Here is a 26,202-nt window from a genome sequence, read left to right on the forward strand (position 1 = left end):
GCGGGAGCATTGGTACATGGACGCACGCGTATCTAGTGGCCGGGGAGGCATCGGCAACCTGACCGGACTCGACCTTCGGGCCGAGATCGACCGGCTGCGCAAGGAACGCAATGCGGTCATCCTGGCGCATTACTACCAGAAGCCCGAGATCCAGGATCTTGCCGATTTCGTCGGCGACAGCCTCGATTTGTCGAAAAAGGCCGCGGCGACCGATGCCGATGTCATCGCCTTTTGCGGGGTGCGTTTCATGGCCGAGACCGCGAAGATCCTCAGCCCCGACAAGATCGTCGTGTTGCCTGACATGAATGCCGGCTGCAGCCTGGAAGACAGCTGCCCGCCCGATCAGTTCAAGGCCTTTCGCGAGGCGCATCCCGATCATATCGCGCTGACCTATATCAACTGCTCGACTGAGGTGAAGGCGCTGAGCGACGTGATCGTCACCAGTTCCTCGGCGGAGAAGATCCTCAGCCAGATCCCGCTCGACCAGAAGATCATCTTCGGCCCGGACAAGAATCTCGGCGGTTATCTCGCGCGCAAGACCGGGCGCGAGATGCTGCTCTGGCCGGGCGTGTGCATCGTGCACGAGGCGTTCAGCGAGACAGAGCTGCTCAAGCTGCAGGGGCTGCATCCCGGTGCCCCGGTTGCCGCACACCCTGAGTGCCCGCCCTATATCCTCGACCATGCCGATTATGTCGGGTCGACGAGCGGCATCCTGGCCTATGCGCGCGACATGGACGGCGACACGCTGATCGTCGCGACCGAGCCGCACATCATCCACCAGATGGAAAAGGCCGAGCCGCTCAAGAACTTCATCGGTGCGCCCGGCGCGGACGGCAACTGCAACTGCAACATCTGCCCGTACATGGCGCTCAACACGATGGAGAAACTCTATCTCGCGCTGCGTGACCTGACCCCGCGCGTCGAAATCGAGGAAGGGCTAAGGCTGCAGGCCAAGAAGAGCCTCGACGCGATGCTCGCCATGGCAAGCGGGACGGTCGGGCTGGGCGATCTCGGGCCGGTGAAAGTGACCGGGGACTGATCCAGGCAAAGGTGCCGGGCCCGTCTTGCCGGGCCAATTCTCCCTGTTCATCGGCAATAACAGGGAGAATAACAGGGAGCGGGCACTTTTTCTGGTGGTTCTGACTCCATTTTCGTTGATATTATCCTTGTTTATCAGACGGTTGTATATCAACTCCCTGTTATTGAAGAACAGGGAGAATCGCGCGTGGGAACAGGGAGTTGGTGGCGCGGTAACAGGGAGACGCAGGGAGATAACAGGGAGCGACGTATTGCTCTTGCCGGGACGAGACGGTTGTTTCGGGAAATTCCCGCGCCGGCGATCCGGCAGTTTTTCCAGTCATGTCAAAGAGCGGGACGGGCATTGGAGTAATTGTGTGACCTTGCGCCGATCTCCGCTGGGGTTGAATCGGACCGAGCTGCGTTGATTCTAACCCATTCTTGCCGCTCCCCCGGCGGGGGGCGGGGCCCAGTCGGAAAGGTCAAGGAAACGAAAGACAGCAGCGGTTGCCGACTGTTTCACGACTGGGTCCCGGCCTTCGCCGGGAAACATGGACGGGTCATGATCGGCGTAGCTTGGTATCTGTCACTGGAGCGCCGAATGGTTATGGTGCTTCAAGGGAAGGCATGAGTGCGATGGGGGCGATAGCGGGCGTTATCCGCGGCGATGGCCGCAACGTCGAGCCCACGCTGCTGCACGATATGGCCAGCACCTTGCCGTTGTCCGGCAGCGACCCGGCACAGCTCTGGCACGACGGACCCGCCGGTCTGGTTGGTGCGTCGCCAACCAGCATTCATCATCAATCGGTGGGGCAAGAGGCCGAGATCACGATCTGCTTTGATGGTCGCCTCGACAATCGCGAACCATTGCTGGATCTTCTCGGGGAGAGCGGACGGGCGCTGCATGCCGCCCCCGACTCGTATATCGCGCTTGCCCTGTTCGTTCGCCTTGGCGAGCGCTTCCTGCACGAGCTGGTCGGTGATTTCGCCCTGGCGATCTGGCAGCAGCGGGAGCGGCGCTTGTTGTGCGCGCGATCGGCAACGGGGTGGAAGCCGCTGCTGTGGACGCTCAACGGAACCGCCTTCGCCTTTGCCACCGAGCCGCGCGGCTTGATGGCCGGACTGAGCGATCCTCCCGCGCTCAATCAGGGATTGTTGGGCGAGATACTCTCCGCCCGCTTCGTCAGCCGGACCGAAACGCCATGGCAGGAGATATTCCGCCTCGCGCCCGGTGGCGCGCTGTCCTTCGATCGTGGCGGCGTCCGGACCTGGCGCTGGTACGAAGAAACTTATGAGGATCTGTCACGCCTTTCCGACCATGAACATGTCGAGCGTTTCAACACGCTGTTCGATCAGGCGCTGATCGCCTGCCTGCGCAGCGACAGGCCGGTCGCGGCACATCTGTCCGGTGGGCTGGATTCATCGGCGATCATGTGCCGGGCGACCGAGCTCTATCGAGCCGGACGGATCGATCGGCCGCCCGGCGCGATCAGTGCACGCTATCCCGGCGAACCGCATGACGAGACCTACTGGAGCGAGCTGGTCGAGCAGCATCTCGGGATTTCGGCCCGGGTTATTCCGGACTCTGCCCATGATCTCGATGCGAGCCGCAGCTGGTGCGCCGACACGCTGCTCTTTCCGATGCGGCCGAATTCGCTTGGCCCGACTCTCTCGGCCTGCCGGCTGATGCAGCAACTGGACGAGCGCGTCCTGTTGACCGGGGAGGGCGGCGACGACTGGATGAACGGCTCGCACGCGCATTGGCCCGACCTGTTCCTGTCCGGGCAGATCGGCAGCCTGTTGCGCGAAGGATTTCCGCAGGGGCTGGACCGGTCCTTTGCCGGCAATGCCCGCCGCGTCCTGGCGCAGGGCATTGGCCCGATCGTCAGCGCAGGGCGGAGGCGCAGAGCCGTCTGGCCCTTTGTCGATCCGGCCGCACCCCTGCCGCCCTGGATACGGCCCGACTGGGCCGGGCAGGTCGGCCTGGCCGAGCGCTGGCATGCGGAATCGCATGGGGACGATCTGCCGGGGTTCGCGCAGAAGCGGCGGTCCGCAGCGCTGGCGCCGGCGCATCGGGAGCTCATCTTCGATCCGATCCATGCCAGCGTGGCGCGCCACGGCGTGGAGCTGCGCCACCCGTTTCACGATCTTCGTCTCGTGCGGTTCTTCATGGGCGCGTCCGGCGGGATGTTGTTGCGCGATGGCCAGCGCAAACATCTGTTGCGCGAGGCGATGCGCAACACCTTGCCCGAGCCGATCAGGACGCGGCGCGACAAGGCGGGATTTGCCGCCCCGGTGATCGACGCGGTGGCACAATATTTCGACCAGCGGCCAGCGACCGAGCTGCTTGCGGCACGGATGGGTTGGGTCGATGGCGCGGTTGTCGGCCGACTGTTCGACGAGCACCGCGCATGGCGGAGTTCCGGCCTTGCCGGCCCTGCGCCCAATCCGTTTCTGACCGGCATCTGGGCTTGCGTCGCGGTGGACATCTGGCTTGAAAATGCCTTTAAGCTTCGGGCGTAACGGGATGCGAAGGCCGGCAGATGAGTGATGTACGCGTTCGCCGCGCACCGGACCTGATTACGGCGCCGCTGGATGACGGCGCGATGATCATGGACATAGCGGGCGGCAATTTTCTCGAACTCAACCGGACGGCCGCGCGGATCTGGGATCTGCTCGACACGCCGAACACGGTCTCCGGCCTGTGCGCGCTGATGCTGGATCGCTACGATGTGACGCCGGAGCTGTGCGCCGCGCAAATCGAGGCGTGGATGGCGGACATGCGCGAGCAAAAGCTGATTGTGGTCGAGCAGGATTGACGGGTCGGTTTTACAGGGGGTGCATGCTGGGGGAGTGACTGTAGGTGCACCTTCCCGTCATCCCCGCGAAAGCGGGGATGACGCTGCCTTGCCCCGCACTGAGAAGAAGAAGCGGGATTCCCGCTTTCGCGGGAATGACGGTGGTGGGTCAGTCAAATGTCATCAATCCTGGTGCAGGACCTCGCTCAGTTGGTCGGCAACGGCAGGAAGAAAGGAATAGCCTTCCGGATAGACCAGCCGGAAAGCCGGTGTTTTCGACATGATGGTGTTGAGCCGGCCTACCTGAAGCGCCCGATCCTCATGCGGCCCGGCGGGGTTGAACACGACCAGCTGGCGAATGGCCGAGATCAGCGCCTCTGCCTGACTGAGACGCTCCAGGCGTATCGCTGAGGCGTCCGGGGATCGTTGCAGCAGGATGCAGGCGCTGAGCCGTGCCGGGGATATCCTGTGCTCGACCGCCGGATCGTAACGTATCTTGCGGTCATAGCCGGCCATGTTCGTGCAGGCCCGGGGATCCAGTCCCAGTGCCGCGAGCGAGTCGGGCCAGACGCAGACGCCGGTCGTGCAGGGCTCGAGCCGTGGCGCACCGTCGTTCCGAACAATCGAGATATCGTCGCTGAGAATATGCCAGCCGGCCGCCGCCAGCGCTGCGGTGGTGGTCGACTTGCCTGCGCCGGACGATCCGAGCAGCAGGAGCCCGGCATCGCCCTTGCTCAGCGATGCGCCGTGAAGTGCGGTACCCCCGAAAAGCGTCGCCACGCGTGGCAGCACCCGGCGCGACACGATGTCGGCCAGTCCTGCAGAAAGAGGATCTGTTGCGGAAACCAGACTGATCGACCGTCCATCCGGCGCGACCAATATCGTGCCGTCGAACCGTGAGCCGAACGACCAGTCCTGCCCGATCCGACCGAGCCGAAGCGCATAGCGGCCACCCCATTCGAAGATGAACTGCTCGGGGTAGGGCGGCAGCGGTTCGCGGATCTCGATCCGGACGTCGGTCCGGGGATCGGTGGCATGCGCAGCATCGAGACCTCTCAATCCCGTCAGGGGTGTCCCTGACGAGAGATTGAGACCGCCGAACCGGTACTGATGTGTAGGGATATCAGCTTTGTTCGGAAGCGAAATCGATGCCGGCCCCGCCAAGGCCGCGTGCCTCGGTAATCGGCGTGACGGACACGATTTCCGGCTGCAGCCATTCTTCCTTCACGGCGGAAACCTGCTCGGCCTTTGCGTCGTTGTTGTTCTGCATCGGTAACCCCTTACGCTACAGGAAGATCATTCATAAAAGAGGCAGTCTGTATCGTCCACGCCTCAAATGTAAGGCCATCACGGTGACGGCGCCTCATTTGAACAGGATTGTTATCTCCAGATCGCCATTGCCACTGCGGTCGGCCTTGCCCGGAAATTGCCACTGGCCTTTCTCCAGAAAGGCGGCCTCCCGCGCCAGCTGCGGCTTGTCCAGCAAGGGCGCGAGGAACGGATAGGCGGCGCGGATATCGGGACGCGCCGTCCAAGCCGGCGCACCGACGATGCGATAGGTGTAGCGCAGCCGCTGGCCGGTGCCGCCATCCGGTTCGACCCGCACCGATTCGACCTGCTTGTGGCCGAAACACAGCTGTGGCTGGGGCGGGCTCTTGTCATTGATGCGAAACAGGCGGACGTCGCTCTCACCCGTCGATGCGGGTTCGATCCGGACACGCTCGCGCTCCTTCGTGGGATTGGGCAGCGCCACGCGCTTGACCAGCCCCGCCGCGACCAGTGCGTCGATTCCCGGCGTTGCCAGTGCCTCCGCGCTGAATTCGATCGGCCAGCTGCCCGAGACGAGCGGCGCACAGACCGGAATGCCATCAACGGCGGCGCGAACCTGGGTCAGCGCTTCCGCATCGGAGGGCGATTGCGCGTGGCACGCCCCGGTCGTCAGCCCGGCGAGCGTGACGAACGCGGCGCACGTCCTGTTCACCAGCCTCAAGACCGCAACCCGAGCGGCGTCAGTGGAGAGGTTTGCGTGGCGAGCCAGCCAAGGGTTTTTTCCGCGTCGGTCAGTTCCTTGTTCTTGACGGTGGCCAGATCGGATTTTCCGAACCAGCCGGACGGCGCGTAGAAAGCCGTACCGCGCACTTGCTTGTGCACTTTGTCGATCTGCTCTTCGACATCGCCGCCGGGTCGCGAAATGCCGACCGACTGATAGGAACCGACATAGCCCGGGCCGTAACTCGGCATGGTCGAGCGGGGATATTTCGGATCGCTGGGCATCATGTCGATCGGCTTGCTGGTGGAGCGGGCAATGCCGCCCGAGCCCGTCGCCTGAGTGGTGATCAGTTCGTCCGAATCGAGCAGCGCCATCATATAGAAGCCAAGCTCGATCTTGAGCGCCAGCCGCGACGGATCGATGATGCCGACCGGCTTGTTGGCGATCGGCGCCTGCTGCAACAGGCCGAACATGCGCTTCTTCTCTGCGTCGCCGATCGCGCGATTATGCTCGATCGCATCGGCGGCTTCGAAGGCGCAGAGCTTGTGGTTGGTCAGCCAGGTGTTGAGCTGCTTGTCGCGGTTGAGCGGATCGGTTGCGAGCAGGTTGTTGCTGACCTGCATCGCCTTGGTCACCGAATCCTTGATCTGCTTGCCGATTTCGGCCTTCACGCCGTCGAGCACCTTGCCGACCGCGAACATCGCCGTCGGGCTGGCGCCGATCGCCTGATAGACGTTGAGAACGCGGGTGAGATTGCGATTCGCCAGGGTGTGGAGCGCAACGCGATTGGCCAGCACACGAAGCGACGCGTTCGCCGCCGTGGCCATCAGGATCGACCCCGGCAGGATCGCAGCGGCCGACACGAACAGCTCGGCGCGCGCCTTGTCGCTTTCCTTCTGCTTCTTGAAGGTCTCGTTATAGCTGAGATAGGCTGTGTTGTAGGCGATGATATATGGATTGCAGACATTGGCCTGCCAGGAATCCACGGCGTCGCTTACCCGATTGCGATACTCTTGCAGTCGATCGGCCATTGGCAACTCCTGTACACAACAAATGATGCCCGCCCCGGGGGCGATGCATAACGATCAAATTCGGGCCTCGCTACCGCTAAAAGCCTCGCACCATTCGTAATTTGGCCCGCCGCAATTGGCGTGTCGCGTCCTCACCCGCTAAGGCGGCAGCCATGTTACGCCTCACCGAACTGACGCTGCCGCTCCATCATCCCGACGAGGCGCTGCCCGCCGCGATCTGCAAGCGGCTGCGAATCACGCCGCGCGAGCTGGTGCGCCATGTCGTCGCGCGGCGCGCACATGACGCGCGCGACAAGGCCAACATCCTGCTGGTCTATTCGGTCGATGTGAACGTGAAGGACGAAGCCGGCGTGCTCGCGCGCTTCCGCAAGGACCGCAACGTCCAGCGCACGCCAGACACCAGCTACCGCTTCGTCGCCAAAGCGCCGGAGGGCGGCCCGCGGCCGGTGGTGATCGGCGCGGGCCCCTGTGGCCTGTTCGCCGGACTGATCCTCGCTCAGATGGGCTATAATCCGATCATCCTGGATCGCGGCAAGGTGGTGCGCGAGCGGACCAAGGACACCTGGGGCCTGTGGCGGCGCAGCGTGCTCAACCCCGAATCCAACGTGCAGTTCGGCGAGGGCGGTGCGGGCACCTTTTCCGACGGCAAGCTCTACAGCCGGATCAAGGATCCGCGCCATCTCGACCGCAAGGTGCTGACCGAATTCGTCAAGGCCGGTGCCCCGTCCGAAATCCTCACCGAAGCGCATCCCCATATCGGCACCTTTCGCCTGGTGACGATGGTCGAGAGCATGCGCGAGACGATCGAGGCGCTGGGCGGCGAATATCGCTTCGAACACCGCGTCGACGGTCTCGACATTGCCACCGATGCGCAGGGCGAGCGCCGGATATGCGGGCTGCATCTGCACAATGGCGAGTATCTGGCGGCGGACCGCGTCGTGCTGGCGATCGGTCATAGCGCGCGCGACACCTTCGCCATGCTCCAGGCGGCAGGCGTCTATGTCGAGGCCAAGCCCTTTTCGATCGGCGTGCGCATCGAACATCCGCAATCCTGGATCGATACCGCGCGGTTCGGGGCCGACGCCGGCCATCCGATCCTCGGCGCCGCGGATTACAGCCTGTCGCACCACTGCAGGAACGGCCGCACGGTCTACAGCTTCTGCATGTGCCCCGGCGGCACGGTGGTTGCTGCGACATCGGAGGAGGGGCGTGTCGCGACCAACGGCATGAGCCAATATTCGCGCAACGAGCGCAACGCGAATTCCGGCCTGGTCGTCGCGATCGACCCGGCGCGCGATTATCCCGGCGACCCGGTTGCCGGGATCGCGCTGCAGCGCCACTGGGAATCGCTTGCCTATGTCGCGGGCGGCTCCAGCTACAAGGCCCCCGCACAGCGGCTCGGCGATTTCCTCGCCGGACGGCCGTCCGAGGCACTCGGCACGGTCATCCCGTCCTATCGGCCGGGCGTGCACATGACCGATCTCGCGCAGTGCCTGCCCGACTTCGCGGTCACCGCGATGCGCGAGGCCTTGCCGGTCTTCGGCCGGCAGATCGCGGGTTATGATCATCCCGATGTGGTGATGACCGGGGTCGAGACGCGCACTTCGTCGCCGGTGCGCTTCACGCGCGGCGAGGATCTGCAGAGCCTGAACACTATCGGCCTGTTTCCGGCCGGCGAAGGTGCGGGGTATGCCGGCGGCATCCTCTCCGCCGCGGTGGACGGGATCAAGGTCGCCGAGGCCGTGGCGCTCAGCCTGAGCGGTGAGCGACGCTGAGCTGCACCGGCGTCGACGGCGGCGTGGCGTGGGCGTAATATTGCCCGGCCGATATACGGGGGAGGAAAATGCGACAGCGGATCAACCACGGGCTTACCTGCAGAGGCTCGCTCGCCATTGCGGCATTCGCGGCGGCGCTGGCGTTTGCCTCCCCGACAATCGCGTCAGCCGCCCCGGCGGAATCACACCAGCTTCCGGCCGATCTCGCGCATACGCTCGATGCCTATAACCGGGCGACGATCGGCAGCGACATACCGGCGCTCGCGGCAATCGTGACCGATGACTATATGCTGGTGAACTCGGATGCGAGCGTCCAGGACAAGGCCTCCTACCTCCGCGATTTCGCGGTGCCGGGCTTCAAGCTCGATCCCTATATGGTCGAGCAGCCGGTCTATAAGGTACGCGGCGATACGGCGCTGACCGGCGGCATTTTCCGCCTGCGCTGGACTCAGGAGAGCAGCCGCCACGAGCGCCGGCTGCGCATCGTCCATTTCTGGGTGAAGCAGGATCGTCGCTGGCGGATCAGCTACACGCAGCTCACCCGCGTTCCGGACTAGCCGCGCGGGGCTCACCCAGCACGCGCTGACCGAGCAGGACCGTGGTCAGCGCGATCGTCCCGGCGGCGACCGATACCCAGAAGCCGTTGTGCGCGCCGAACGTGTCGATCGTCCAGCCGGCGGCAAAGGAACCGAGCGCCATGCCGATGCCGATGCCGGTCGTCACCCAGGTAATGCCTTCGGTCAGCATGGCCTGCGGCACCAGCCGCTCGATCAGGCCGAACGCCGTGATGAAAGTCGGTGAGACGCCGATACCGCTGACGAAGATCGCCAGCGCCAGCAGCGCGACCGTATCGGCGACGAGCAGCGGCAGCGTCGTCACCGCGATGACCGCAATGGCGATCGCGAGCTGGCGCTGCAGCGGCAGCTTGAGCGGCAGCGCGCCGACGATGATGCCGACGATGAAAGAGCCGACCGCATAGACGCCGATTACCAGGCTTGCGGCACCGGGCTGGCCCAGCTCGCGGGTGATCGCCACGGCGCTGACTTCGGCGGTGGCGAAGATCGCGCCGACGAAGATCAGTGCGAAGGTGATGATCTGCACCGGCCGCAACAGGATCGCGGAGCCGCGATGTTCACGCGCAATCGATCGCACCTTTGGTTCGGTGGCGTGCTGCAGGATCAGCGCCGAGGACCCGATGGCGAGGAACAGGGTGCTGGCGAGCATCCCGGCCTCTGGAAACAAAGCGACGCTCAGGCCGACCGACAGCGAGGCGCCGGCGATATAGACCAGTTCGTCCGCCGCGGATTCGAACGCGAAGGCAGTGCCCAGTTCGGGGCCGTCGCGGAACAGCTCGGTCCAGCGCGCGCGCACCATCGCCGGGATGCTTGGCATCGCCGCCGCCGCCAGCGCGGAAGCGAACAATGTCCAGATCGGCCAGTCGAGATGGGCGGCGGTGATCAGCACGGCGAAGGCCAGTACCGAAACCAGCGTCGAGGGAATGAGCACGCGCGCCTGTCCGAGGCGATCGACCAGGCGCGAGACCTGCGGAGCGACCAGTGCGTTGGTCAGTGCGAAAGTGGCCGCGACCGCGCCGGCCAGCCAATATTCGCCATAGGTCTGGGACAGCATCGTGACGAGCCCGATCGGTGCCATTGCGATCGGCAGGCGCGCAACGAATCCGGCCGCGGCGAAACCCTTGGCGCCGGGCGCCCGGAATATTGTCGCATAGGGATTGGTCATGATCGGTCTCTCGATTTTTCCACCATGCCACTTATATAAATGACATACACGGCGTATAATTGTTGAGATAGGAACGTACGCACCGTATGTCAATTGACATACGATATGTATGTGATTGGAGCAGAGCATGAAACACCGCCCGCGCACCGAGATGATCGCGGAAACCCGGGCCAAGCTGATCGCGGCAGGGCGCGCGGCGTTCGGCACTGTCGGCTATGCCGAGGCGTCGATGGATGATTTCACTGCCGAATGCGGGCTGACGCGGGGTGCGCTCTATCATCATTTCGGCGACAAGAAGGGCCTGCTCGCCGCGGTCATCAAGCAGATCGACGAAGAGATGTCGCAACGGCTTGATCAATTGTCGACTGAGGCGCCGACACGGTGGCAGGGCTTTATCGACGAGAATATCGGTTATCTGAAAATGGCGCTCGAGCCGGAAATTCAGCGCATCGTGCTGCGTGACGGTCCGGCCGTGCTCGGCGACCCGTCGAGCTGGCCGACGGCCCAGGGCTGTGTGGCGGCGATTTCCTCCAGCATCCGCAAACTTCAGGCGGAAGGCGTGGTGGCCGAGATGGATGCGGAGGGAGCGGCCCGGCTGATCACCGGCGCCTCGACCTTCGCCGCCCAATGGATCGCCAATTCGGATGACCCCGAAGCGACGCTGGAAAAGTCCGTGGCAGCGTTCAGGAAAATGCTGGAGGGGCTGCTCGCGTGAACGAGGCGGAGCCCGATCGGGCCTGTTCCCCTCCCGGAAAGGGAGGGGCCGGGGGAGCGGAGAAGCCGTGACTCACCCGATCGGCAAGTCGAACATCAGCTGCCGCACGAACCGTGCCGGTGGTGATCCATGCGCCAGTACCGCGTCGTTATAGGCCTTCAGGTCGAACTTGGCGCCGAGCTGCTGCTTCGCTTCCTCGCGCATCGCCATATGCTCGCTATAGCCAGTGAAATAGCTCAACAACTGAGTGGAGCCGAGGCTGGCGCGGGTCCATTTGCCCGCTGCCTCGCGCTCTTGCTGGAACGCGCCCTTGGTCATCAGCTCCATCGCCTGGTCGCGGGTCATGTCTTCGGTCTGGATGCCGATATCGAGCAGTGAGTTGGTGATCGAGCGCAACCGCATCTTGAGCACGGTGAGCTTGAACAGCGGGTCACCGTCCATATAGTTCGCATCGGCCATCATGCCCTCGGCATAGACCGCCCAGCCTTCGACGAACGGCCCGGACGACAGCACCGCGCGCAGCACCGATTTGTTCTGATTGGCGTGAGCGATCTGCAGATAATGGCCCGGCATCGCTTCATGGATGCTGAGGTCCTGAAGCATATAGTTGTTATACTCGCTCAGGAACGAGGTTGCCTGAACGTCGGTCCAGTCGTCGGGGATTGGCGAGATGGCATAGAAGGTGTCGAGCTGCTGCTCGAGCGCGCCGGGGCTGTCGCAATAGGCCACCGCCACGCCCTGCTGGAATTTGGGCATGGTGATGATCTTCACCGGCGAATCCGGCATCGACACCAGCCCTTTGGCACGCACGAAATCGGTCGCCTGGGCGAGCGTCGCCTTGGCCTTGTCCATCAGGCCGCCCCGATCGGGCCGCTGCGCATAGCTGCGCGCCAGCGCCGCCTCGATCGCGCGCTGCTCCTGCTCTGCACTGGGTTTGTCGGGTAGCTTGTCGCTGCCGAACAAGCCGGCAAGGACTTGCCGGGACAGCGCATACATCTCGGCGCGCGTATCGCTTTTCGCCTTGAGTGCGCGTGCCTTGATTTCCTGCCGGGTCAGCGTGGAGACGAGCGCGAACTTGACCTTCTGGTCGTAGAGCGCGGCGCCGAGCCGGAACTCCCCCTTGGCCTGCGGCACCAGCACGGTATCGAGCCATTTCTGATGTTCGGCGACGGCGGTCTTGAGGGTGGCGACCGCGGTGTCGAAGCGCTTGCGGTCGGTCGGCGTCAACTCCCCGGCATGCGGCGCGAGCATTGTCTCGGCGATATCGACCACGCCGCTATTCTGCTTCGCCACCGTCGTTGCGAAAACCTGTGGCACGCGCGCCGGCTCCAGCTGTTCGCGCGCTTGGGCGAGGAAGGCGGGCATCGCTTCCATCCGCGCGGTCGCCGCCTTGAGCCGCTGCGGCCAGGGGGCGAAGTCGCGCGCGGCGAGACCGTAAAGCGCGGTCCCGGCGATATCATTGTAGATCTGCGCGTCCCATTTCCAGCTTTGCAGCGTCTGGAGATCCCACAGATCGTAACGCAGCGCATTGTCGAGCAGCGCTGCATCGACCTGACTCTCGCGGCTCAGCTGCGCGCGATCGATCTTGCCGAGTTCGGCGAGCAACGCCGTGTCGTGCGCGATGCGCCGCGCGCGTGCCGCTGCCGATACGTCGCCGATCCGGTCGTCGAAGCGGTGGTCGCCAAGCGTGGTGCCATAGACCGGCGAGAATTGCGCGATGCCCTGCACATAGCGTTTCGAGAGAGCGGCAAAGGCGCTTTCGGCCGCCGGCTGCCGTGCTGCGGCCATAGCCATGGTGGCAAATGGCAGAGTCGGCAGCGCTGCGGCGGCAAGCAGCAGGGCAAAGGTGCGACGCATGGGAATCCCCTCATTGTTCGATTATTGCGCGGAACCTAGGAGCCAAACCCGGTCACCGCAACGGTCTGACGGAACGGATTTTTTCGGTGCATGGCATCGCGAGGGAAAGTCCTTGCTTGGCTCTTTCCCGCCATGCTTCTACCGCTCTGCCCGGTGCCACTGCCGACAGTCTCGCCGGCGAATTTTCGGAGGCCGATTTGACCTTCACGCTCAATACATTCGATCTCGCCGCGTTCGTCGCGGCGACACTTGCCGAGGATCTCGGTGATGCCGGCGATATCACGTCCGCGGCGGTGATCCCGGCCGATGCGCGCTTCACCGGGGTAATGGACAGCCGCGATGCCATTATCGTCGCAGGCCTGCCGATCGCCGAAGCCTTTTTCCGCGCGCTCGACCCCGAGGTGAAGATCGAATTGCTGGTGGAGGACGGACAGAAGGTCGTCGCCGGCACCGATCTGATGCGCCTTGAGGGCAATGGCCGGGCGATGCTCACCGCCGAGCGGTCGGCGCTCAACACCGTACAGCATCTGTCAGGCATCGCGACGATGACACGCGCCTATGTCGACAGGATCCTGGGCACCGGTGCGATCCTGTTGGATACGCGCAAGACCATCCCGGGGCTTCGCGTGCTTGAAAAATATGCCACGCGCATGGGCGGTGCGACCAATCACCGCATGGGGCTATGGGACGCGGCGATGATCAAGGACAATCATGTCGCGGTCGCCGGCGGCGTCGGCGAAGCGGTGCGGCGAGCCAAGGCGGCGGGGATCGAGCGGATCATCGTCGAGGTGGATTCTACCGACCAGATCGAGCCGGCGCTTGCGGCCGGTGCCACTCACCTGCTGCTCGACAATATGGCGCCGCCGATGCTGCGCGGTGCGGTCACTTTGGTCGGCGGGCGGGCGCCGACCGAGGCGTCGGGCGGCGTGACGCTCGATACGATCCGCGCGATTGCCGAGACGGGGGTGACGTATGTCAGCGTGGGACGCCTGACCCAATCGGCGCCGGCGGCCGACATCGGGCTGGATTTCGCCGCCCTGTAATCGCTGCAGGACAATGGTTGCAAATCAGGTTGCACGTGTGCGCCGTCGGGTTAAACCCAGGACTTGAGGAATAAAGGGGGAACGGGCATGGACCGGCCAGCATCGATCGTGACTTTCGAACGCCTCTACCTTGGGGCACTCGCCATCGGCGTGATCAATACCGTGATGTCCTGGTCCACGAACCAGGCGCAAATGGCTGCGCAGACCGCGCAGGTACCCGAGGCCGGGCAGATCATAAGCTGGCTTGTGCCGGTAGCTACCGCGATCGGTGTCGGCATCAGCTTGCTCCTCTGGTATTTCATTGCGCGCCGGGGCGCCGCGGTCGCGAAGTGGATCGCGACCATATTGGTGGTCGCTGCAGTGGGCTTCATGGCTCTGGCGCTGTCGGGGGGTACCTATCGGCCAGGTCTCAACGGCATTCTCGGTGTCGTCGGCACCGTGTTTCAGGCGGTGTCGATCTGGTTCCTGTTCCGGCCGGACACCAAAATCTGGTTCGGCGAGGTGAGCGCATGAGCCCGCGCGTCGCAACTTTGCTCATCGGTTGCGCGCTCATCGGCATGCCGGTGGCCGTGCAGGCGCAGTCCTATAAATGTGCCGTGCCGGGCATGGTGCCCGATCCGCGCCCCGATCTGCCCTCGGCGAAAGAGCCGCAGCGCGTGCTGCCGATCGGCAGCTATACGCTGGCGATCACCTGGGCACCGCAATATTGCCGCGACAATGGCCGTGAGCCCTCGGCGCGGTTCCAGTGCGGATCGGGCAACCGGTTCGGCTTTACGCTGCACGGCCTGTGGCCCGATGGCTTGGGCAAGACCTGGCCGCAATATTGTACCGCGACCGCGATCGTGCCGCGCCCGGTCATCCGCAGCACCTTATGCTCGACGCCCTCGGCACAGCTGATCCAGCATGAATGGGCCAAGCACGGAACCTGCATGGGCACGACGCCGGCCGCCTATTTCGCACGATCGACCAGGCTGTTCGGCGGTCTGCGCTATCCCGACATGGATCGCCTGTCGCGGCGCCCGCTGAACGTCTCGCGCTTCGCCTCGGCACTCGCTGCCGCCAATCCCGGCCTGCCTGCCAGCGCAATCCGCGTGACCGGCAAGCGTGGCGGCTGGCTCGACGAAGTCTGGCTCTGTCTCGACAAAAGCTTTCGCTATGAGCGCTGCAAGGCAGGTAGCGGTGGATTGCCGGGTCGCGCCAAGCTCAAAATCTGGCGTGGCAGCCGCTAGGCATATTGGGGTTGGTTTGACTCGGACCAACTCCCGTTCGGCCCCGGACGTGGTCCGGGGCCGTCGAGCCCGGTTGCTGTGCATGCCCTTCGATACGCCCAGAGCGAACGGGGGCATCAACCCAGCCCGATAGCCTGTCCGTCAGTTATTGATCACGGCCGTCGAAGGATGATGGCGGTCGAGATGGCGCTTGATGATCTTCAGATTGCGGGTGTTCGACCGGAAGAAGAAGTCGGGGATGATGCCGACGACGGGAATCAGCCCAAGCAGGAAATCGACTCCGACATTGCCGAACATGCGTGCCATCTGGGTTTTCGACATGCCCAGATTGCGCGCTTCCCAGACCATCCAGGCACCCATCACCGATCCGATCACGTCGCCGCCAACCGGGATCACGTCGAGGATGACGTCGAGGCCGACCTTGCGCTTGGTGCCGGGGATGGTGAACAGCCCCTCGAGCAGATGCTCCATCGTCTCGATGCGCTGACGCACCGCGGCGGCATCGCGCCCGATCGGGATCATGCCGGCGATCTTGGCGGCGGCATCGGTGTGCATTCGGGTTGTATTGGCCATGTCACCTCAATTGGTGTCGTTGCGCAGATGATTCAACGGGTGCCACGCGCGTGAGTTCCCCTGCCACTGCCGCAGCCTGAGCGCGACCAGCGACCAGCGTAGTGGACGGGCGATGGGAATGAACCCGCCATCGGCCGCCAGCGCGACGTCCGCCTCGGCCAGGCGGCGCGCGCGCGATAGCGCATCGGGTGCCTCTCGCGCTGCTTCGATTGCGGTGCGAGCCTCGTCGCCACAGGGCGCGCAGGCCGTGGCCAGATACCATCGTGCGCTGTCATAGGGGGCGACGGCATCGATCAGCCTGAGATCGGCATCGGCGTCCAGCGCGACTCGCGCGGTGTCGATGCCGACGCTGTGCAGATTGGTGGCGATCATCGCATAGAGTATGGCCGCACCGGGCCCGGCGGGGACGGCGACGCGCAGTCTGAGCGGCCCCGCATTGGCGGCGCGCCATTCCGCCACGCGCGCGCGCGCGCTGCTGAACCGGTCCGCGGCTGCCATTGCGGCCCAATCGGCGATGGCAGGCGGCGCGGCCGAATCGAGTTGTTCGGGCAGGAGTTGGCTCGCCGGCGCCCAGTCGGACGTGAAGGCCGCCAGCACCGCATTGCGATCGATCGCGCCGGCGATGGCGAGGCGATTGCGTGCCTCGCCGAGAAAGCCGCTGCGATCGGCGACGACCAGCCCGAACAGGCCCGCCGCCGGGTCGAGCCGGCGGTTCGCCGGCGCGACATTGGCAAAGGAAAGCAGCGGCCAGTCGACAAAGGTGCCGCCGCTGACCAGATCGGAGTCGCGCGCGGCGAAGCGCAGGATGGCGCGTGCGGCGCGCTCGCCAATCAGCTGGACGTTCGCCGCAGGCCCCGGCTCGGCGATATCGTCGTCGGGTGACCGCGACGGATCGAAGGCGGGGTGCAGCGTCACATCGCGCTTGCCCGTTGCGGTGACCCGGAACGGGCCGCTGCCGCCCGGCGGGCGGGTGCGGAAGACTGCGAGCTCGGGCTGGGCAAACAGCTTGAGCAAGTCGGGGCGGGGGCGCTTCAGCCGGACCTCGATCACCTCGGGCGTCATCTCGACCACTTCGTCGATCGCGCTGAGGAACGGCAGCAACGGGTTGCGCGAGCCGCGTGCGATCTGGCGGTTCAGCACCGCCACCACATCCTCGGCGGTGACCTGGCGTCCATCGCTCCATTCGGCGTCGCGCAGGCGGAAGATATAGCTCATGCCGTCGTCGATCACGATCCAGCGCTCGGCAATGCCGGGTTCGATCTGGCCCGCGGCATCGAAGCGGACCAGCCCCTGCGCCGCCGAATCGATCAGCAGACGGCTCGGGAGATCCTGTCCGCCGCGCGACGGATCGCCCAGCCGCGGCGGCGTGCCGATCGCGCTGACGATCACCGGGCCGGCGTCGCTGCGCCGGTTGCACCCGCCCAGCACGAGCACGGCGGCGATCAGCACCAGGAGGGTGCAGCGCATCATCGCCGGTGTATGGGCGGAAGGGGGTGGGTGGTCATCGCATCATCCTGCCATCCGCGCACGGCGCAGAGAAGGGGCGATCGGCAGGAATTGGCGAAGGGGCGTTACCGTCTGCAATCCCGCCCGCGAAGGGATTGCCTCGTTCCGCCGGTTTCGGCAGAGCGCGGCCATGCCTATCGACCTGATCTGCCTCGATGCCGACGACACGCTGTGGCACAATATGCGTCATTTCGAAGAAGCGGAGCATTTGCTGCTCGAGCTGCTTGCGCCCTTTGCCGAGGCCGGGATCGCCCGGTCGCGGCTCGAAGAAGTGGAGACACGCAATCTCCACGCCTATGGCTATGGTGCCAAGAGCTTCACTTTGTCGATGATCGAGGCCGCGATCGAGCTGGCCGGTGATCAGCTGCCGATCGATGCGATCTCCCGCATCCTTCAGGTGGGCCGCGCCTTGCTCGCACATCCGGTGGAATTGCTGCCCGGCATCGAGGAGACGCTCGATGCGCTGGTGGCGCGAGGCCGGCTGGTCCTCGTTACCAAGGGCGATTTGCTTCACCAGGAGGTAAAGCTCGCTGCCTCCGGGCTTGGCGACCGTTTCGCCGGAATCGAGATCGTCAGCGACAAGACCCGCGATACGTTCGACCGTGTCTTTGCGCGCTACGGTGTTGCGCCGAACGAGGCCGTGATGGCCGGGGACTCGATGCGGTCGGACATCTTGCCGGCGCTGGATGCCGGCGCGCATGCCGCATTCGTGCCGCAGGCGCTGGCCTGGTCGCACGAGCGGGCCGAACCGCCGACGCTGGATGCGCGGTACCGGCAGCTCGACAGCCTCGCGGCACTTCCCGCCTGGATCGATGAGCTCAATCGCGCCGGCTGACCAGGCTCGTTGGATCGCCCCCGGCCTGACGGAGCGCCTCGATCTCATCCAGAACCGGTAGAAGATCTGCCACGCTGTCGATCACGACATGCGCGCCGGCTTCCCGGAGCAGCGCGGCCGATGCGGCAATCCGGCTGCTGCGCTCGGCCGGTAGGAGCGCGGCAAGCTGATTGGCGGTCAGGCCGACGCCATTGCCAGACGCGGCGACGCCCACCGTCCAGACGCCGGCGTTGCGGCCTTCGGCGATCCCGACCGGCGCGTCGTCGACCTTGACGCAGGCTGCCGCCGGCCAGATTCCGAGCTCGACCAGCACGCGCCACAGCATCAGCGGCGAGGGGCGTCCTTCGGCAGTCTCTCCCGCGCAGACCAGCGCGTCGGGCGCATAGCCCTGGGCAGCGGCTTGCGGCAGGATCGCTGCCATCATCGCGCGGGTATAGCCGGTGTTGGACCCGATCCGGATGTCGCGCGCGCGCAGCGTCGCGACGGTCGCGGCGGCACCCGGAATGAGCTCGGCACAGTCCGCGGCGGCGGCGATCATCAGCGGTTCGACCGCGTCATGAAGCGCATCGATATCGGTCTGGCCGGGTGCCCGGCCATGGATCGCCTGCCATTGTGTCGCCAGGTCGGGCATGGCGAGCAAGCGGGCGATATGCGCGCGCTTGGCCATGCCCATGTCGCGGCGGATATCGGCCTCGCTTGCCTGGATGCCGGCCTCGGCAAGCACTGACTGGAGCGCCCGGACTGGTGCGCAACAGCCGAAATCGACCATTGTCCCGGCCCAGTCGAACACCACCGCCCTGATCGTATCGCTCATGCCGCCACCTCCTGATCGACGTCGTAAAATTTGCCGATGACATCTTCGGCGATTGCGAAGCCGGTCGAGGCGCCCGATCCGCTGGTGACCATCACCAGCCGAACGGCAGGGTCCGGGGCATCGACGAAGCTCTGATCGGGGCCCGAGGCGTAGGTGCCGGTCCAGCGTTCCAGGACCGGGGGCGCCTGGCCGAGCAGGGCGGCATATTCTTGGAGGATCAGCCGGTCGACTTCCTCGGACGCGAACGGGCCGGGCGTCTCGGCATAATGATGGCTGTCGCCAACCACCAGCGAGCCGTCGGCGCTCTGCACGACGATCAGATGGATGCCATTGGCAAGATGATCGGGCTGTTCGGCCTCGATCAGCGCCCGCAGCGATGCCGCCTCGGGGAGTGCTGCATAGCCAAGATAACGGACCAAGCTGAGGTCCGACATCAGCGCGCCTGGCAGCCTCATGCCCGGATCGGCCAGGCGCAGCATCTGCAACCGGCAGCGCGTCAGGCCGCGCGCGGCGATGCGATCGGCATACAAGCCCGTGAAATCGTCGCCGGGGCACACCACGATGAAGTCGGCGCGAAGCGTGCCGTTGCTGGTGACGATCGCCGGCGCGGCGATGTCGCGCACCATCGTCTGACGCCGGAAGGTCACGCCCCAGCGCTCCTCCAGCCATTTGGCCAGGCGCGGGATCGCGGTGCGCGATTCGACGCGCAGGTCGTGCGGGCTCCACAGCGCACCCGCGACAGTACCGGCGCCGTGCAGCGGAAAGCGCGCCCGCATGTCGGCAGCCGACAGGATCATGCAGCCCTCGGCCATCTCGGTTTCGGCAAAGGCGTGGATCACGTTCAGTGCTTCGGGCCGCTGAGCGACCAGCATCAGCCCGCGTTGCTCGATCGCGATCCCAGCCTGAGCCGCGACCTCGGCCCAGATATCGCGGGTGCGCCGTGCGCGGCGCCAGGTGAGGCCGCGCTCCTGCCCGGTCACCGTCACGAAACCGAAATTGCGGATCGATGCGCCATTGGCCTGCGCGTCGCGGTCGATCACCACCACGCGCTTGCCCAGCCGGGCGGCCGCCAGCGCGTGCGCCAGGCCGATGATCCCGGCGCCCACGATCGCCACGTCGAATGAAGTTTCTGGCACGATATCGTCCTCGAATGAATGTCCGTGCGACGCCGTCAGAAGCCGACGCTCAAAGTAGCGGAAACGGTGCGTGGTGCGCCGCGGGTGTAGAGCCTGGTAAATTCATCGAGCATGCCGCCGATATATTTCTCTTCGAACAGATTGGTGACGTTGAGCTGCGCATCGAGATAGCGCTTGTCGTCAAGCTTGAAGCGGTAACCCGCCGAGACATCGACCAGCGTATAGGCCGGCAGGTAGAGCGCTCGCGTGTTGACCGCGTCGCCGGGCGTCTTGCCGGTATATTTGGCGCGGATGCCGGCGCGGAAGTCGCTGGTATGATAATTGGCGCCAAGCGACACCAGAGTGGTCGGCGCGCCGGGCACCTTATTGTCCTTGGCCACCATCACATCGGTGCCGGCATTGGCGGTGCCGCCGAGGAACGCCTGCTGATAGGTCGAGCGGTTCCAGGTAAAGGCTGCATTGACGTCGAATGCGGGCGTCAGCCGATAGGCAAGGCTGGCCTCGACGCCGCGCGACGCGATGCCCTTGCCGGTATTGGCATAGGCGCCCGAGGTGCCGGCGGTATAGTTGATCCCGCCGCTCGATCCCGATGGCCCGCCCGCGATGAAGTCCGCGGAGTAGAAGGTGATCGCGTGGCGATAATCGATGTAGTAGCCGGTGATCTGGGCGGTGATCCGGCGGTTGCTGTAGCGCAAGCCGGCCTCATAATCATTGGCGACCGATGACTTGAGTTTCGAGGTGTCGGTCTGGGTCTTTTCGAGCGCCCAGTCGCCCACCGCGCCATAATTTTGCGAGAAGCCGGCGAATGCCTGTAGCGCATCGTCGACATGATACACCGCACCAAGGCTGAACAGCAGGTTGGAGTCGGCGTTGAGCTTGGTTTTAAGCGGAGCCACTGGCTTGCCGAACGCGTCCCAGCCCTCGGTCTGGCCGCGAATGTCGATGAGGTATTTCTGCACGCCCCCGGTCAGCGTCAGCTTGCCGAGCGTCAGCGTGTCCTCGAGATAGAGTTTCCACTGGTTGGTCTGGAAATGCTGCTGGAAGTCGATCAACTGCGGATCGTTATAATAGGCCGCACCGCGCCGGGCATCGATCACCTGATGCCATTGCCGACCGAAGTCGCGGTTGAGTCGTTCGTACCACACGCCGCCCTCGATGCGGTTGCCGCCGAATTCCGCCGACACTTTCGATGTGAAGCCGAACCGGTCATGACCATAAAGGCTGGTGCGATAGGTCTGCGCCGGGGCGCATGAGGCCTTCACCGCGCCGCCCGCATCGTAACAATAGGACGACAACACCCTGGTGCCGTCGATATCGGTATAATCCAAGCCCTTGATGACCGGGCGCTGGCGCCCCGAGGCATCGATATAGTCGAAATAGGATTTCTTGCGCGACGCACCCGGTGCGGTCCCGCCGGCAATGGTGCGGACGCCATTGGGGTCGAGGGCGATCTGCTGATATGGCGGAACCCAGTCGCCCTGGCCCTTTTGCCAATGATAATAAGGCGAGACCTCGATGCTGATGCTGTCGCTCGCCTGGTATTTCAGTTTCAGATAGCCGAACACATTCTCACGGTGCGCCGACCAAGCATGCGCCCAATTCTCGTTGACGCCTGCGGGAATCCCCAGCCAAACCGGCGATGAGCCATCGGGCGCGTTGGTCGAGTCGAGAAAGCCGCGCGATGCCTCAATCAAAGGGTCGTTGACCGCCTTGTCATAGGAGACGCGGCCGGTGAGCGTGAGCTTGCCGAGTTCGCTGACGAATTTGGCCTCGCCATGCCATTCGTCGGCGCCGCTCTGGTCGGCGCAACCATAGGCCCAGCGGCACGAGGTCAGGCGCGAACCGCCGATATAGGCGCGGGTGGTGCCGTCGAGGATCCGCCCGGTCTCGACATAACCGGCATAGCGGCGGAGGTTATAGTCGCCGATCCCGACCGAGATCAGTCCGCCCATCTCCTCCGACGGGTCGCGGGTATAATAAGCGGTCGTGCCGCCCAGCGCCGACGCCGACGCCGAGCCGACACCCGCTGTCCCCTGATCGACGCGGATTTCGCTGACCAGTTCGTTGAGCAGATATTTCTGCGCCGGTGCGCCGCCGAGATAATAGGAGGCGTTGTAGGCGGGCATGTCATCGATCGTCTGGCCGATCTTCGACGAGCGCAGGTTCACGTCGAAGCCGCGGATGTTGATGCCATAGCTCCAGGGATCGGAATTATAGGCGTCCGACCCGCGGATCGATACGCCCGGCACATCGGCGATGGCGTTGACCACATTGAGGGTCGAACCCTGCGCGCGCAGCCGCTCGGAACCGATAATGCTGTTGCCGCGCGCGACCGATGCCGCGGTCACGACGATATCGTCGGCCGGTGCTTCTGCCGTCGGCTCCGTCGCCGTATCGGCAGGCTTATCCTCCGCGTGCGCGGCGCCTGACAGCGTCCCCGCCAGCGTCAATGCGATCAGCGCCGCGCCGGTGGCGAGGCTCTGTCTGGTGGTCCGATGCATGTGTCTGCTCCCCAGGAAAATCGGGGACGGGAGCGTCGTGCCGCCGTCCTGCGGCAGCCCCAATGGTCGGGTGTCGCGGCGGCTTCAAAGTCATTGCGTCTATGCCCCCCATAGAAAGCTCCAATTGGCGCCGCGTCGCAAACGTCATCAAACGGACATCCATGGCGACTAAAGCGATCTCGTTCGGAACCGGGGTGTCGGTGAATTTCCAGCATCTGAGAGCATTTCACGCGATCGCGGTCGAGGCGAGCGTCAGCCGCGCCGCACGCCGGCTCAACGTGTCACAGCCGACTCTTTCGCAGCAGCTGAAAGCGCTTGAAGAGCGTCACGGCGTTAGCCTGTTCGAAAGCCGCAAATCGCCGCTCAAGCTGTCGGAGACCGGCAAGCAATTATTCCGGCTCAGCCAGAAGCTCTTCTCGGCCAGCGACGATATCAGCGAAATGCTGGGCGGTGCGGTCGGGCTCGACGGTACGACCTTGCGGATCGCGTCCGACTCACCACCCTATGCCGCGCAGCTGGTCGCGGCATTTCATCGGCTGCACCCGACGGTCCAGCTGCGCGTCCGCATCGGCAATGCGCGCGAAGTGATCGAGCAGTTGCGGCAGGCCGAAGCCGATGTCGCCATCGCCTCCGATCCGCCGGGCGACACGCTGTTCGCCTATGAGCCGCTCTATGCCGACCGCATCGTGATCGCGATTCCCGCCGGCCATGAATTTGCGGGAGCAACCTGTTTCCCGCTGGCGGCGCTGCAGAGCGAGACATTGCTGATCCGTGAGGAAACCTCGCGAACCCGGGCGATTTCCCAGTCGCTGATTGCGGCGGCGGAAATCGAGCCGGTCGCCACGATCGAAATGCATACTCGCGAGGTGATCCGTGAAGCGGTGGCGCTGGGTGTGGGAGTCGGCTTCTTCTTCTCGTGCGAAGCGCCGCCCGATCCGCGCATCGTCTATCTTCCGGTGGAGGGGGCAGAGGTCGGTTTCAGACTCTCGGGCTATGTCGTCTGCCTCACCGACCGACGCCGCAGCGCGCTGGTCCGTGAGGTCATGGCGATCGTCGAAACGCTGCGTCCGTTGAGTCCGGTTGCCTTGCCCGGTGTCGAGAAAAGAAGCGGCCGATGAGAGTCGCCGATCGTCTCCAGCGCGCGCACTCAGTGTTCTTCTGCCTGTTTGCCGGCGCGGCGTCTTTTTCCGCCTATTTCGCGATGTACGCGTATCGCAAGCCCTTCGCCGCGGCGACGTTCGAGCATGTCGCGGGCTGGCATTTCATCCTCGATTACAAGATCGCGCTGATCATTGCCCAGGTGGTCGGCTATGCCCTGTCGAAGATCATCGGCGTCAAGCTGATCTCCGAAATGGGGCAGGCGCACCGCGGTGCGGCGATCATCGGCCTGATCGCGCTGTCCTGGTTCGCACTGGTGCTGTTCGCAATCCTGCCTGCGCCGTGGAATGTCGCGGCGATGTTCCTCAACGGACTGCCGCTCGGGCTGATCTGGGGGCTGGTCTATAGCTATGTCGAGGGTCGGCGGACCTCCGAAATGCTCGGCGCGATCCTCTGCTCCAGCTTCATCCTCTCCTCCGGCGTGGTCAAGTCGGTCGGCAGCTGGCTGCTCGGCCTGGGCGTCACTGACTATTGGATGCCCGCGGCGGCCGGTGCGTTGTTCTTCCCGTTGTTGCTGATCGCAGTGGTCGGCCTGTCGATGCTGCCGCCGCCCGACGACACCGACCGTGCCGAGCGCACGCCACGCGCGCCGATGAACCGTATTCAGCGCGCCGCCTTTCTGCGCAACCATGCCCCGGCGATCGTACCGCTGGTCATCGCCTATGTCCTGCTCACTGCGTTTCGCGATTTCCGCGACAATTTCGCAGCCGAGATCTGGCAGGCGCTCGGTTACCACAACATCGCGACGATGTTCACCGCAAGCGAAGTGCCGGTCGCCCTGTTCTCGCTCGTCACGCTCGGGGCGTTGATGGGCGTGCGCGACAATCGCCGTGCACTGCTTTTCGTGCATGGGGTGATCATCGTCGGTGCACTGCTGATCGGCGGCTCGACCCTGGCCTATCAATGCGGCTGGCTTGGCCCGGCGGGCTGGATGGTCCTGGCCGGTGCCGGTCTCTACATGGCCTATACGCCGTTCAACGCAATGCTGTTCGACCGGATCATCGCCGTGACCCGCGAGGTCGGCACCGCCGGCTTCCTGATCTATCTGGCCGATTCATGCGGTTATGCCGGAACGGTCGGCCTGTTGCTGATCAAGAATTTCTCGGCGATCCAGTTCGACTGGCTGCGCTTCTTCGAGGCGACGGCCTATTGCACCGCGCTTTTCTCCACCATCGGCGTGGCGCTGTCGGCGCTGCATTTCACCCGACCGCGACGCGTGATCCGCGCGGTCGCTCTGGCCTGATCCGGAGCCATGGCAATGACTGTTCAACTGCTCGGCGAGTATCGCCCCGGCTATGGCCTGCCGCGCGAGTCCTATCTTAGCGAGGCGGTATATGCCGAAGAACAGGCCCGCATCTTTCGCAGCAACTGGTTCTTCGCGGGCCATTCGATCGAGCTGGCCGGGGCAGGCGCCTATCTGACCCTCGATGTCGGCAATGTGCCGGTGGTCATCGTGCGCGACAGCGGCGGTGTGTTGCGCGGCTATCTCAATATCTGCCGCCACCGCGGATCGATCATCTGCACCAGCGAGCAGGGCAGGGCGGCACGCCTGACTTGCCCCTATCACAGCTGGACCTATGCGCTGGACGGGGCGCTGATCGCGGCGCCGATGATGGGGGCGGGGTTCGACAAGGCAGCACATGGCCTGAAGCCGGTGCAAGTTGCGGAGTTTGACGGCCTGGTCTTCGTCAATCTGGCCGAAGATCCCGCACCGATCGATGCGCTGCGCGACCATCTCTCGCCGATCCTCTCGCCACAGGGCATGGACCGTGCGAAGATCGCGGTAATGCGCGATTACACGCTCGACCTGAACTGGAAGCTGGTGGTCGAGAACAACCGCGAATGCTATCATTGCAAGGCCAATCATCCCGAATATGTGTCGGTGCAATATGACACCGAGAACGATAATCCGGCACTGCAGGCCGAGATTGCAGAGCGCCTCGCCGATTGTTCGGTGCGCTGGGAAAAGGCGGGTCTCGATACCAGCCGGGTCAATACTTCATCCGACTCCACCGCCGACTGGTTCCGCGCCAACCGCACGCCGGTGCGTCGCGACATGGTGACGGAAAGCCCCGACGGACAGGCGGTGTGCGCCGTACTGATGGGCGGGTTCAACGACCCTGACATGGGCACAGCACGCGCCAACACCAACATCAATTTCTGGTGCCACGCCAACGCCGATTATGCCCATAATGTGCGTATCACGCCGGTCTCGCCGACGCGGACGATCGTGCGTGGCTATTGGCTGGTCGATGAAAAGGCGGAGGAAGGGCGCGACTATGATGCGGATCAGGTTGCCGCATTCCATCATCAGGTGATGATGGAGGACTGGGAAATCTGTCGCCGGCAATGGCGCGGCGTCACCGCGCCCGGCTTCGAACCCGGGCCTTATTCGCCGCTCAAGGAGCAGAATGTCGATCGCTATATCCGCTGGTATGCCGGGCAGATGAGGTCGACTGTCTGATGGATGACGGGCTGAGGAGA

24 protein-coding genes are annotated in these 26,202 nt (G+C 64.5%); 13 read left to right on the plus strand and 11 right to left on the minus strand.

The features are described 5' to 3' along the window. The first annotated feature begins 16 nt into the window (after positions 1-16). The 3 genes from nadA (at position 17) to H3Z74_RS03645 (ending at position 3,836) form a co-directional block, all read left to right on the plus strand. A complete protein-coding gene (gene nadA / locus H3Z74_RS03635; RefSeq protein ID WP_187762641.1) occupies positions 17-1,039 on the plus strand; it encodes a quinolinate synthase NadA in 1,023 nt (340 codons plus the stop codon). Between the two features lie 605 nt (positions 1,040-1,644). Then, positions 1,645-3,540: an asparagine synthetase B family protein gene (locus H3Z74_RS03640; RefSeq protein WP_229726860.1), complete on the plus strand. Its 1,896-nt coding sequence runs from the start codon at positions 1,645-1,647 to the stop codon at positions 3,538-3,540. A 20-nt stretch (positions 3,541-3,560) separates the two neighbouring features. Then, positions 3,561-3,836 (plus strand): PqqD family protein, encoded by a 276-nt coding sequence (locus H3Z74_RS03645; protein ID WP_187762643.1) that lies wholly within the window; start codon positions 3,561-3,563, stop codon positions 3,834-3,836. Between the two features lie 162 nt (positions 3,837-3,998). On the opposite strand, the gene H3Z74_RS03650 is transcribed toward H3Z74_RS03645, so the two are convergent. From H3Z74_RS03650 to H3Z74_RS03665, 4 genes are all read right to left on the minus strand, one after another. Next, positions 3,999-4,874 carry a hypothetical protein gene (locus tag H3Z74_RS03650; RefSeq protein ID WP_187762644.1) on the minus strand — a complete coding sequence of 292 codons (876 nt, stop codon included), beginning with the start codon at positions 4,872-4,874 and terminating at the stop codon, positions 3,999-4,001. Between the two features lie 64 nt (positions 4,875-4,938). Continuing rightward, on the minus strand, positions 4,939-5,085 hold the full coding sequence (locus tag H3Z74_RS03655; protein WP_187762645.1) for a hypothetical protein: 147 nt from the start codon (positions 5,083-5,085) through the stop codon (positions 4,939-4,941). 93 nt (positions 5,086-5,178) lie between these two features. Next, positions 5,179-5,796, minus strand: coding sequence for a hypothetical protein (locus tag H3Z74_RS03660; protein WP_187762646.1), 618 nt, complete (start codon positions 5,794-5,796; stop codon positions 5,179-5,181). 5 nt (positions 5,797-5,801) lie between these two features. Next, the gene (locus H3Z74_RS03665; protein ID WP_187762647.1) at positions 5,802-6,836 is read right to left on the minus strand and encodes a hypothetical protein; all 1,035 of its coding nucleotides are present in this window, start codon (positions 6,834-6,836) and stop codon (positions 5,802-5,804) included. Positions 6,837-6,988: 152 nt separating this feature from the next. Between H3Z74_RS03665 and H3Z74_RS03670 the strand changes: the two genes are divergently transcribed. Both H3Z74_RS03670 and H3Z74_RS03675 read left to right on the plus strand, forming a co-directional pair. Further along, the gene (locus H3Z74_RS03670; RefSeq protein WP_187762648.1) at positions 6,989-8,611 is read left to right on the plus strand and encodes an NAD(P)/FAD-dependent oxidoreductase; all 1,623 of its coding nucleotides are present in this window, start codon (positions 6,989-6,991) and stop codon (positions 8,609-8,611) included. Between the two features lie 68 nt (positions 8,612-8,679). After that, positions 8,680-9,168, plus strand: coding sequence for a nuclear transport factor 2 family protein (locus tag H3Z74_RS03675; RefSeq protein ID WP_187762649.1), 489 nt, complete (start codon positions 8,680-8,682; stop codon positions 9,166-9,168). On the opposite strand, the gene H3Z74_RS03680 is transcribed toward H3Z74_RS03675, so the two are convergent. Continuing rightward, complete coding sequence (locus H3Z74_RS03680) at positions 9,149-10,351, minus strand: MFS transporter (RefSeq protein WP_187762650.1); 1,203 nt, start codon at positions 10,349-10,351, stop codon at positions 9,149-9,151. The two genes, H3Z74_RS03675 and H3Z74_RS03680, sit on opposite strands and share 20 nt — an antisense overlap. 127 nt (positions 10,352-10,478) lie before the next feature. On the opposite strand from H3Z74_RS03680, the gene H3Z74_RS03685 reads away from it, so the two are divergent. Then, on the plus strand, positions 10,479-11,066 hold the full coding sequence (locus H3Z74_RS03685) for a TetR/AcrR family transcriptional regulator (protein WP_187762651.1): 588 nt from the start codon (positions 10,479-10,481) through the stop codon (positions 11,064-11,066). A 72-nt stretch (positions 11,067-11,138) separates the two neighbouring features. On the opposite strand, the gene H3Z74_RS03690 is transcribed toward H3Z74_RS03685, so the two are convergent. Next, positions 11,139-12,923, minus strand: coding sequence for a DUF885 domain-containing protein (locus tag H3Z74_RS03690; protein ID WP_187762652.1), 1,785 nt, complete (start codon positions 12,921-12,923; stop codon positions 11,139-11,141). Between the two features lie 197 nt (positions 12,924-13,120). Between H3Z74_RS03690 and nadC the strand changes: the two genes are divergently transcribed. The 3 genes from nadC to H3Z74_RS03705 all read left to right on the plus strand — a co-directional run bounded on the left by nadC (position 13,121) and on the right by H3Z74_RS03705 (position 15,195). Next, positions 13,121-13,966 carry a carboxylating nicotinate-nucleotide diphosphorylase gene (gene nadC / locus H3Z74_RS03695; RefSeq protein WP_187764146.1) on the plus strand — a complete coding sequence of 282 codons (846 nt, stop codon included), beginning with the start codon at positions 13,121-13,123 and terminating at the stop codon, positions 13,964-13,966. Between the two features lie 87 nt (positions 13,967-14,053). After that, on the plus strand, positions 14,054-14,479 hold the full coding sequence (locus H3Z74_RS03700) for a hypothetical protein (RefSeq protein WP_187762653.1): 426 nt from the start codon (positions 14,054-14,056) through the stop codon (positions 14,477-14,479). Then, entirely contained in the window at positions 14,476-15,195 is a 720-nt protein-coding gene (locus H3Z74_RS03705; RefSeq protein ID WP_187762654.1) for a ribonuclease T2 family protein, read from the plus strand. Before H3Z74_RS03700 ends, H3Z74_RS03705 begins: the two co-directional genes overlap by 4 nt. A 141-nt stretch (positions 15,196-15,336) precedes the next feature. On the opposite strand, the gene H3Z74_RS03710 is transcribed toward H3Z74_RS03705, so the two are convergent. Beyond that, a complete protein-coding gene (locus tag H3Z74_RS03710; protein ID WP_390901770.1) occupies positions 15,337-15,768 on the minus strand; it encodes a DUF4112 domain-containing protein in 432 nt (143 codons plus the stop codon). A 6-nt stretch (positions 15,769-15,774) separates the two neighbouring features. Next, a complete protein-coding gene (locus H3Z74_RS03715; RefSeq protein WP_229726861.1) occupies positions 15,775-17,235 on the minus strand; it encodes an ABC transporter substrate-binding protein in 1,461 nt (486 codons plus the stop codon). Between the two features lie 169 nt (positions 17,236-17,404). Here H3Z74_RS03715 and H3Z74_RS03720 point away from each other — a divergent pair, with 169 nt between their 5' ends. Further along, a complete protein-coding gene (locus tag H3Z74_RS03720) occupies positions 17,405-18,109 on the plus strand; it encodes an HAD family hydrolase (RefSeq protein WP_187762656.1) in 705 nt (234 codons plus the stop codon). Here H3Z74_RS03720 and phnX read toward each other — a convergent pair. Genes phnX through H3Z74_RS03735 form a run of 3 tightly spaced genes read right to left on the minus strand, consistent with a single transcriptional unit; the run spans position 18,093 to position 22,560 of the window. Further along, positions 18,093-18,923 (minus strand): phosphonoacetaldehyde hydrolase, encoded by an 831-nt coding sequence (gene phnX / locus H3Z74_RS03725; RefSeq protein WP_187762657.1) that lies wholly within the window; start codon positions 18,921-18,923, stop codon positions 18,093-18,095. The two genes, H3Z74_RS03720 and phnX, sit on opposite strands and share 17 nt — an antisense overlap. Further along, positions 18,920-20,059 carry a TIGR03364 family FAD-dependent oxidoreductase gene (locus H3Z74_RS03730; RefSeq protein ID WP_187762658.1) on the minus strand — a complete coding sequence of 380 codons (1,140 nt, stop codon included), beginning with the start codon at positions 20,057-20,059 and terminating at the stop codon, positions 18,920-18,922. Before H3Z74_RS03730 ends, phnX begins: the two co-directional genes overlap by 4 nt. A gap of 35 nt (positions 20,060-20,094) precedes the next feature. Further along, positions 20,095-22,560: a TonB-dependent receptor domain-containing protein gene (locus H3Z74_RS03735; protein WP_187762659.1), complete on the minus strand. Its 2,466-nt coding sequence runs from the start codon at positions 22,558-22,560 to the stop codon at positions 20,095-20,097. A 161-nt stretch (positions 22,561-22,721) separates the two neighbouring features. Between H3Z74_RS03735 and H3Z74_RS03740 the strand changes: the two genes are divergently transcribed. From H3Z74_RS03740 to H3Z74_RS03750, 3 genes are read left to right on the plus strand one after another with little or no spacing between them, the layout of a single operon-like run. Then, positions 22,722-23,678, plus strand: coding sequence for a LysR substrate-binding domain-containing protein (locus H3Z74_RS03740; protein WP_229726862.1), 957 nt, complete (start codon positions 22,722-22,724; stop codon positions 23,676-23,678). Then, positions 23,675-24,961, plus strand: coding sequence for a DUF5690 family protein (locus H3Z74_RS03745; RefSeq protein WP_187762660.1), 1,287 nt, complete (start codon positions 23,675-23,677; stop codon positions 24,959-24,961). Before H3Z74_RS03740 ends, H3Z74_RS03745 begins: the two co-directional genes overlap by 4 nt. 15 nt (positions 24,962-24,976) lie before the next feature. Then, positions 24,977-26,182 carry an aromatic ring-hydroxylating oxygenase subunit alpha gene (locus tag H3Z74_RS03750; RefSeq protein WP_187762661.1) on the plus strand — a complete coding sequence of 402 codons (1,206 nt, stop codon included), beginning with the start codon at positions 24,977-24,979 and terminating at the stop codon, positions 26,180-26,182. Positions 26,183-26,202 lie beyond the last annotated feature (20 nt).

It is taken from the genome of Sphingomonas alpina, from assembly GCF_014490665.1.
Classification (GTDB): domain Bacteria; phylum Pseudomonadota; class Alphaproteobacteria; order Sphingomonadales; family Sphingomonadaceae; genus Sphingomonas; species Sphingomonas alpina.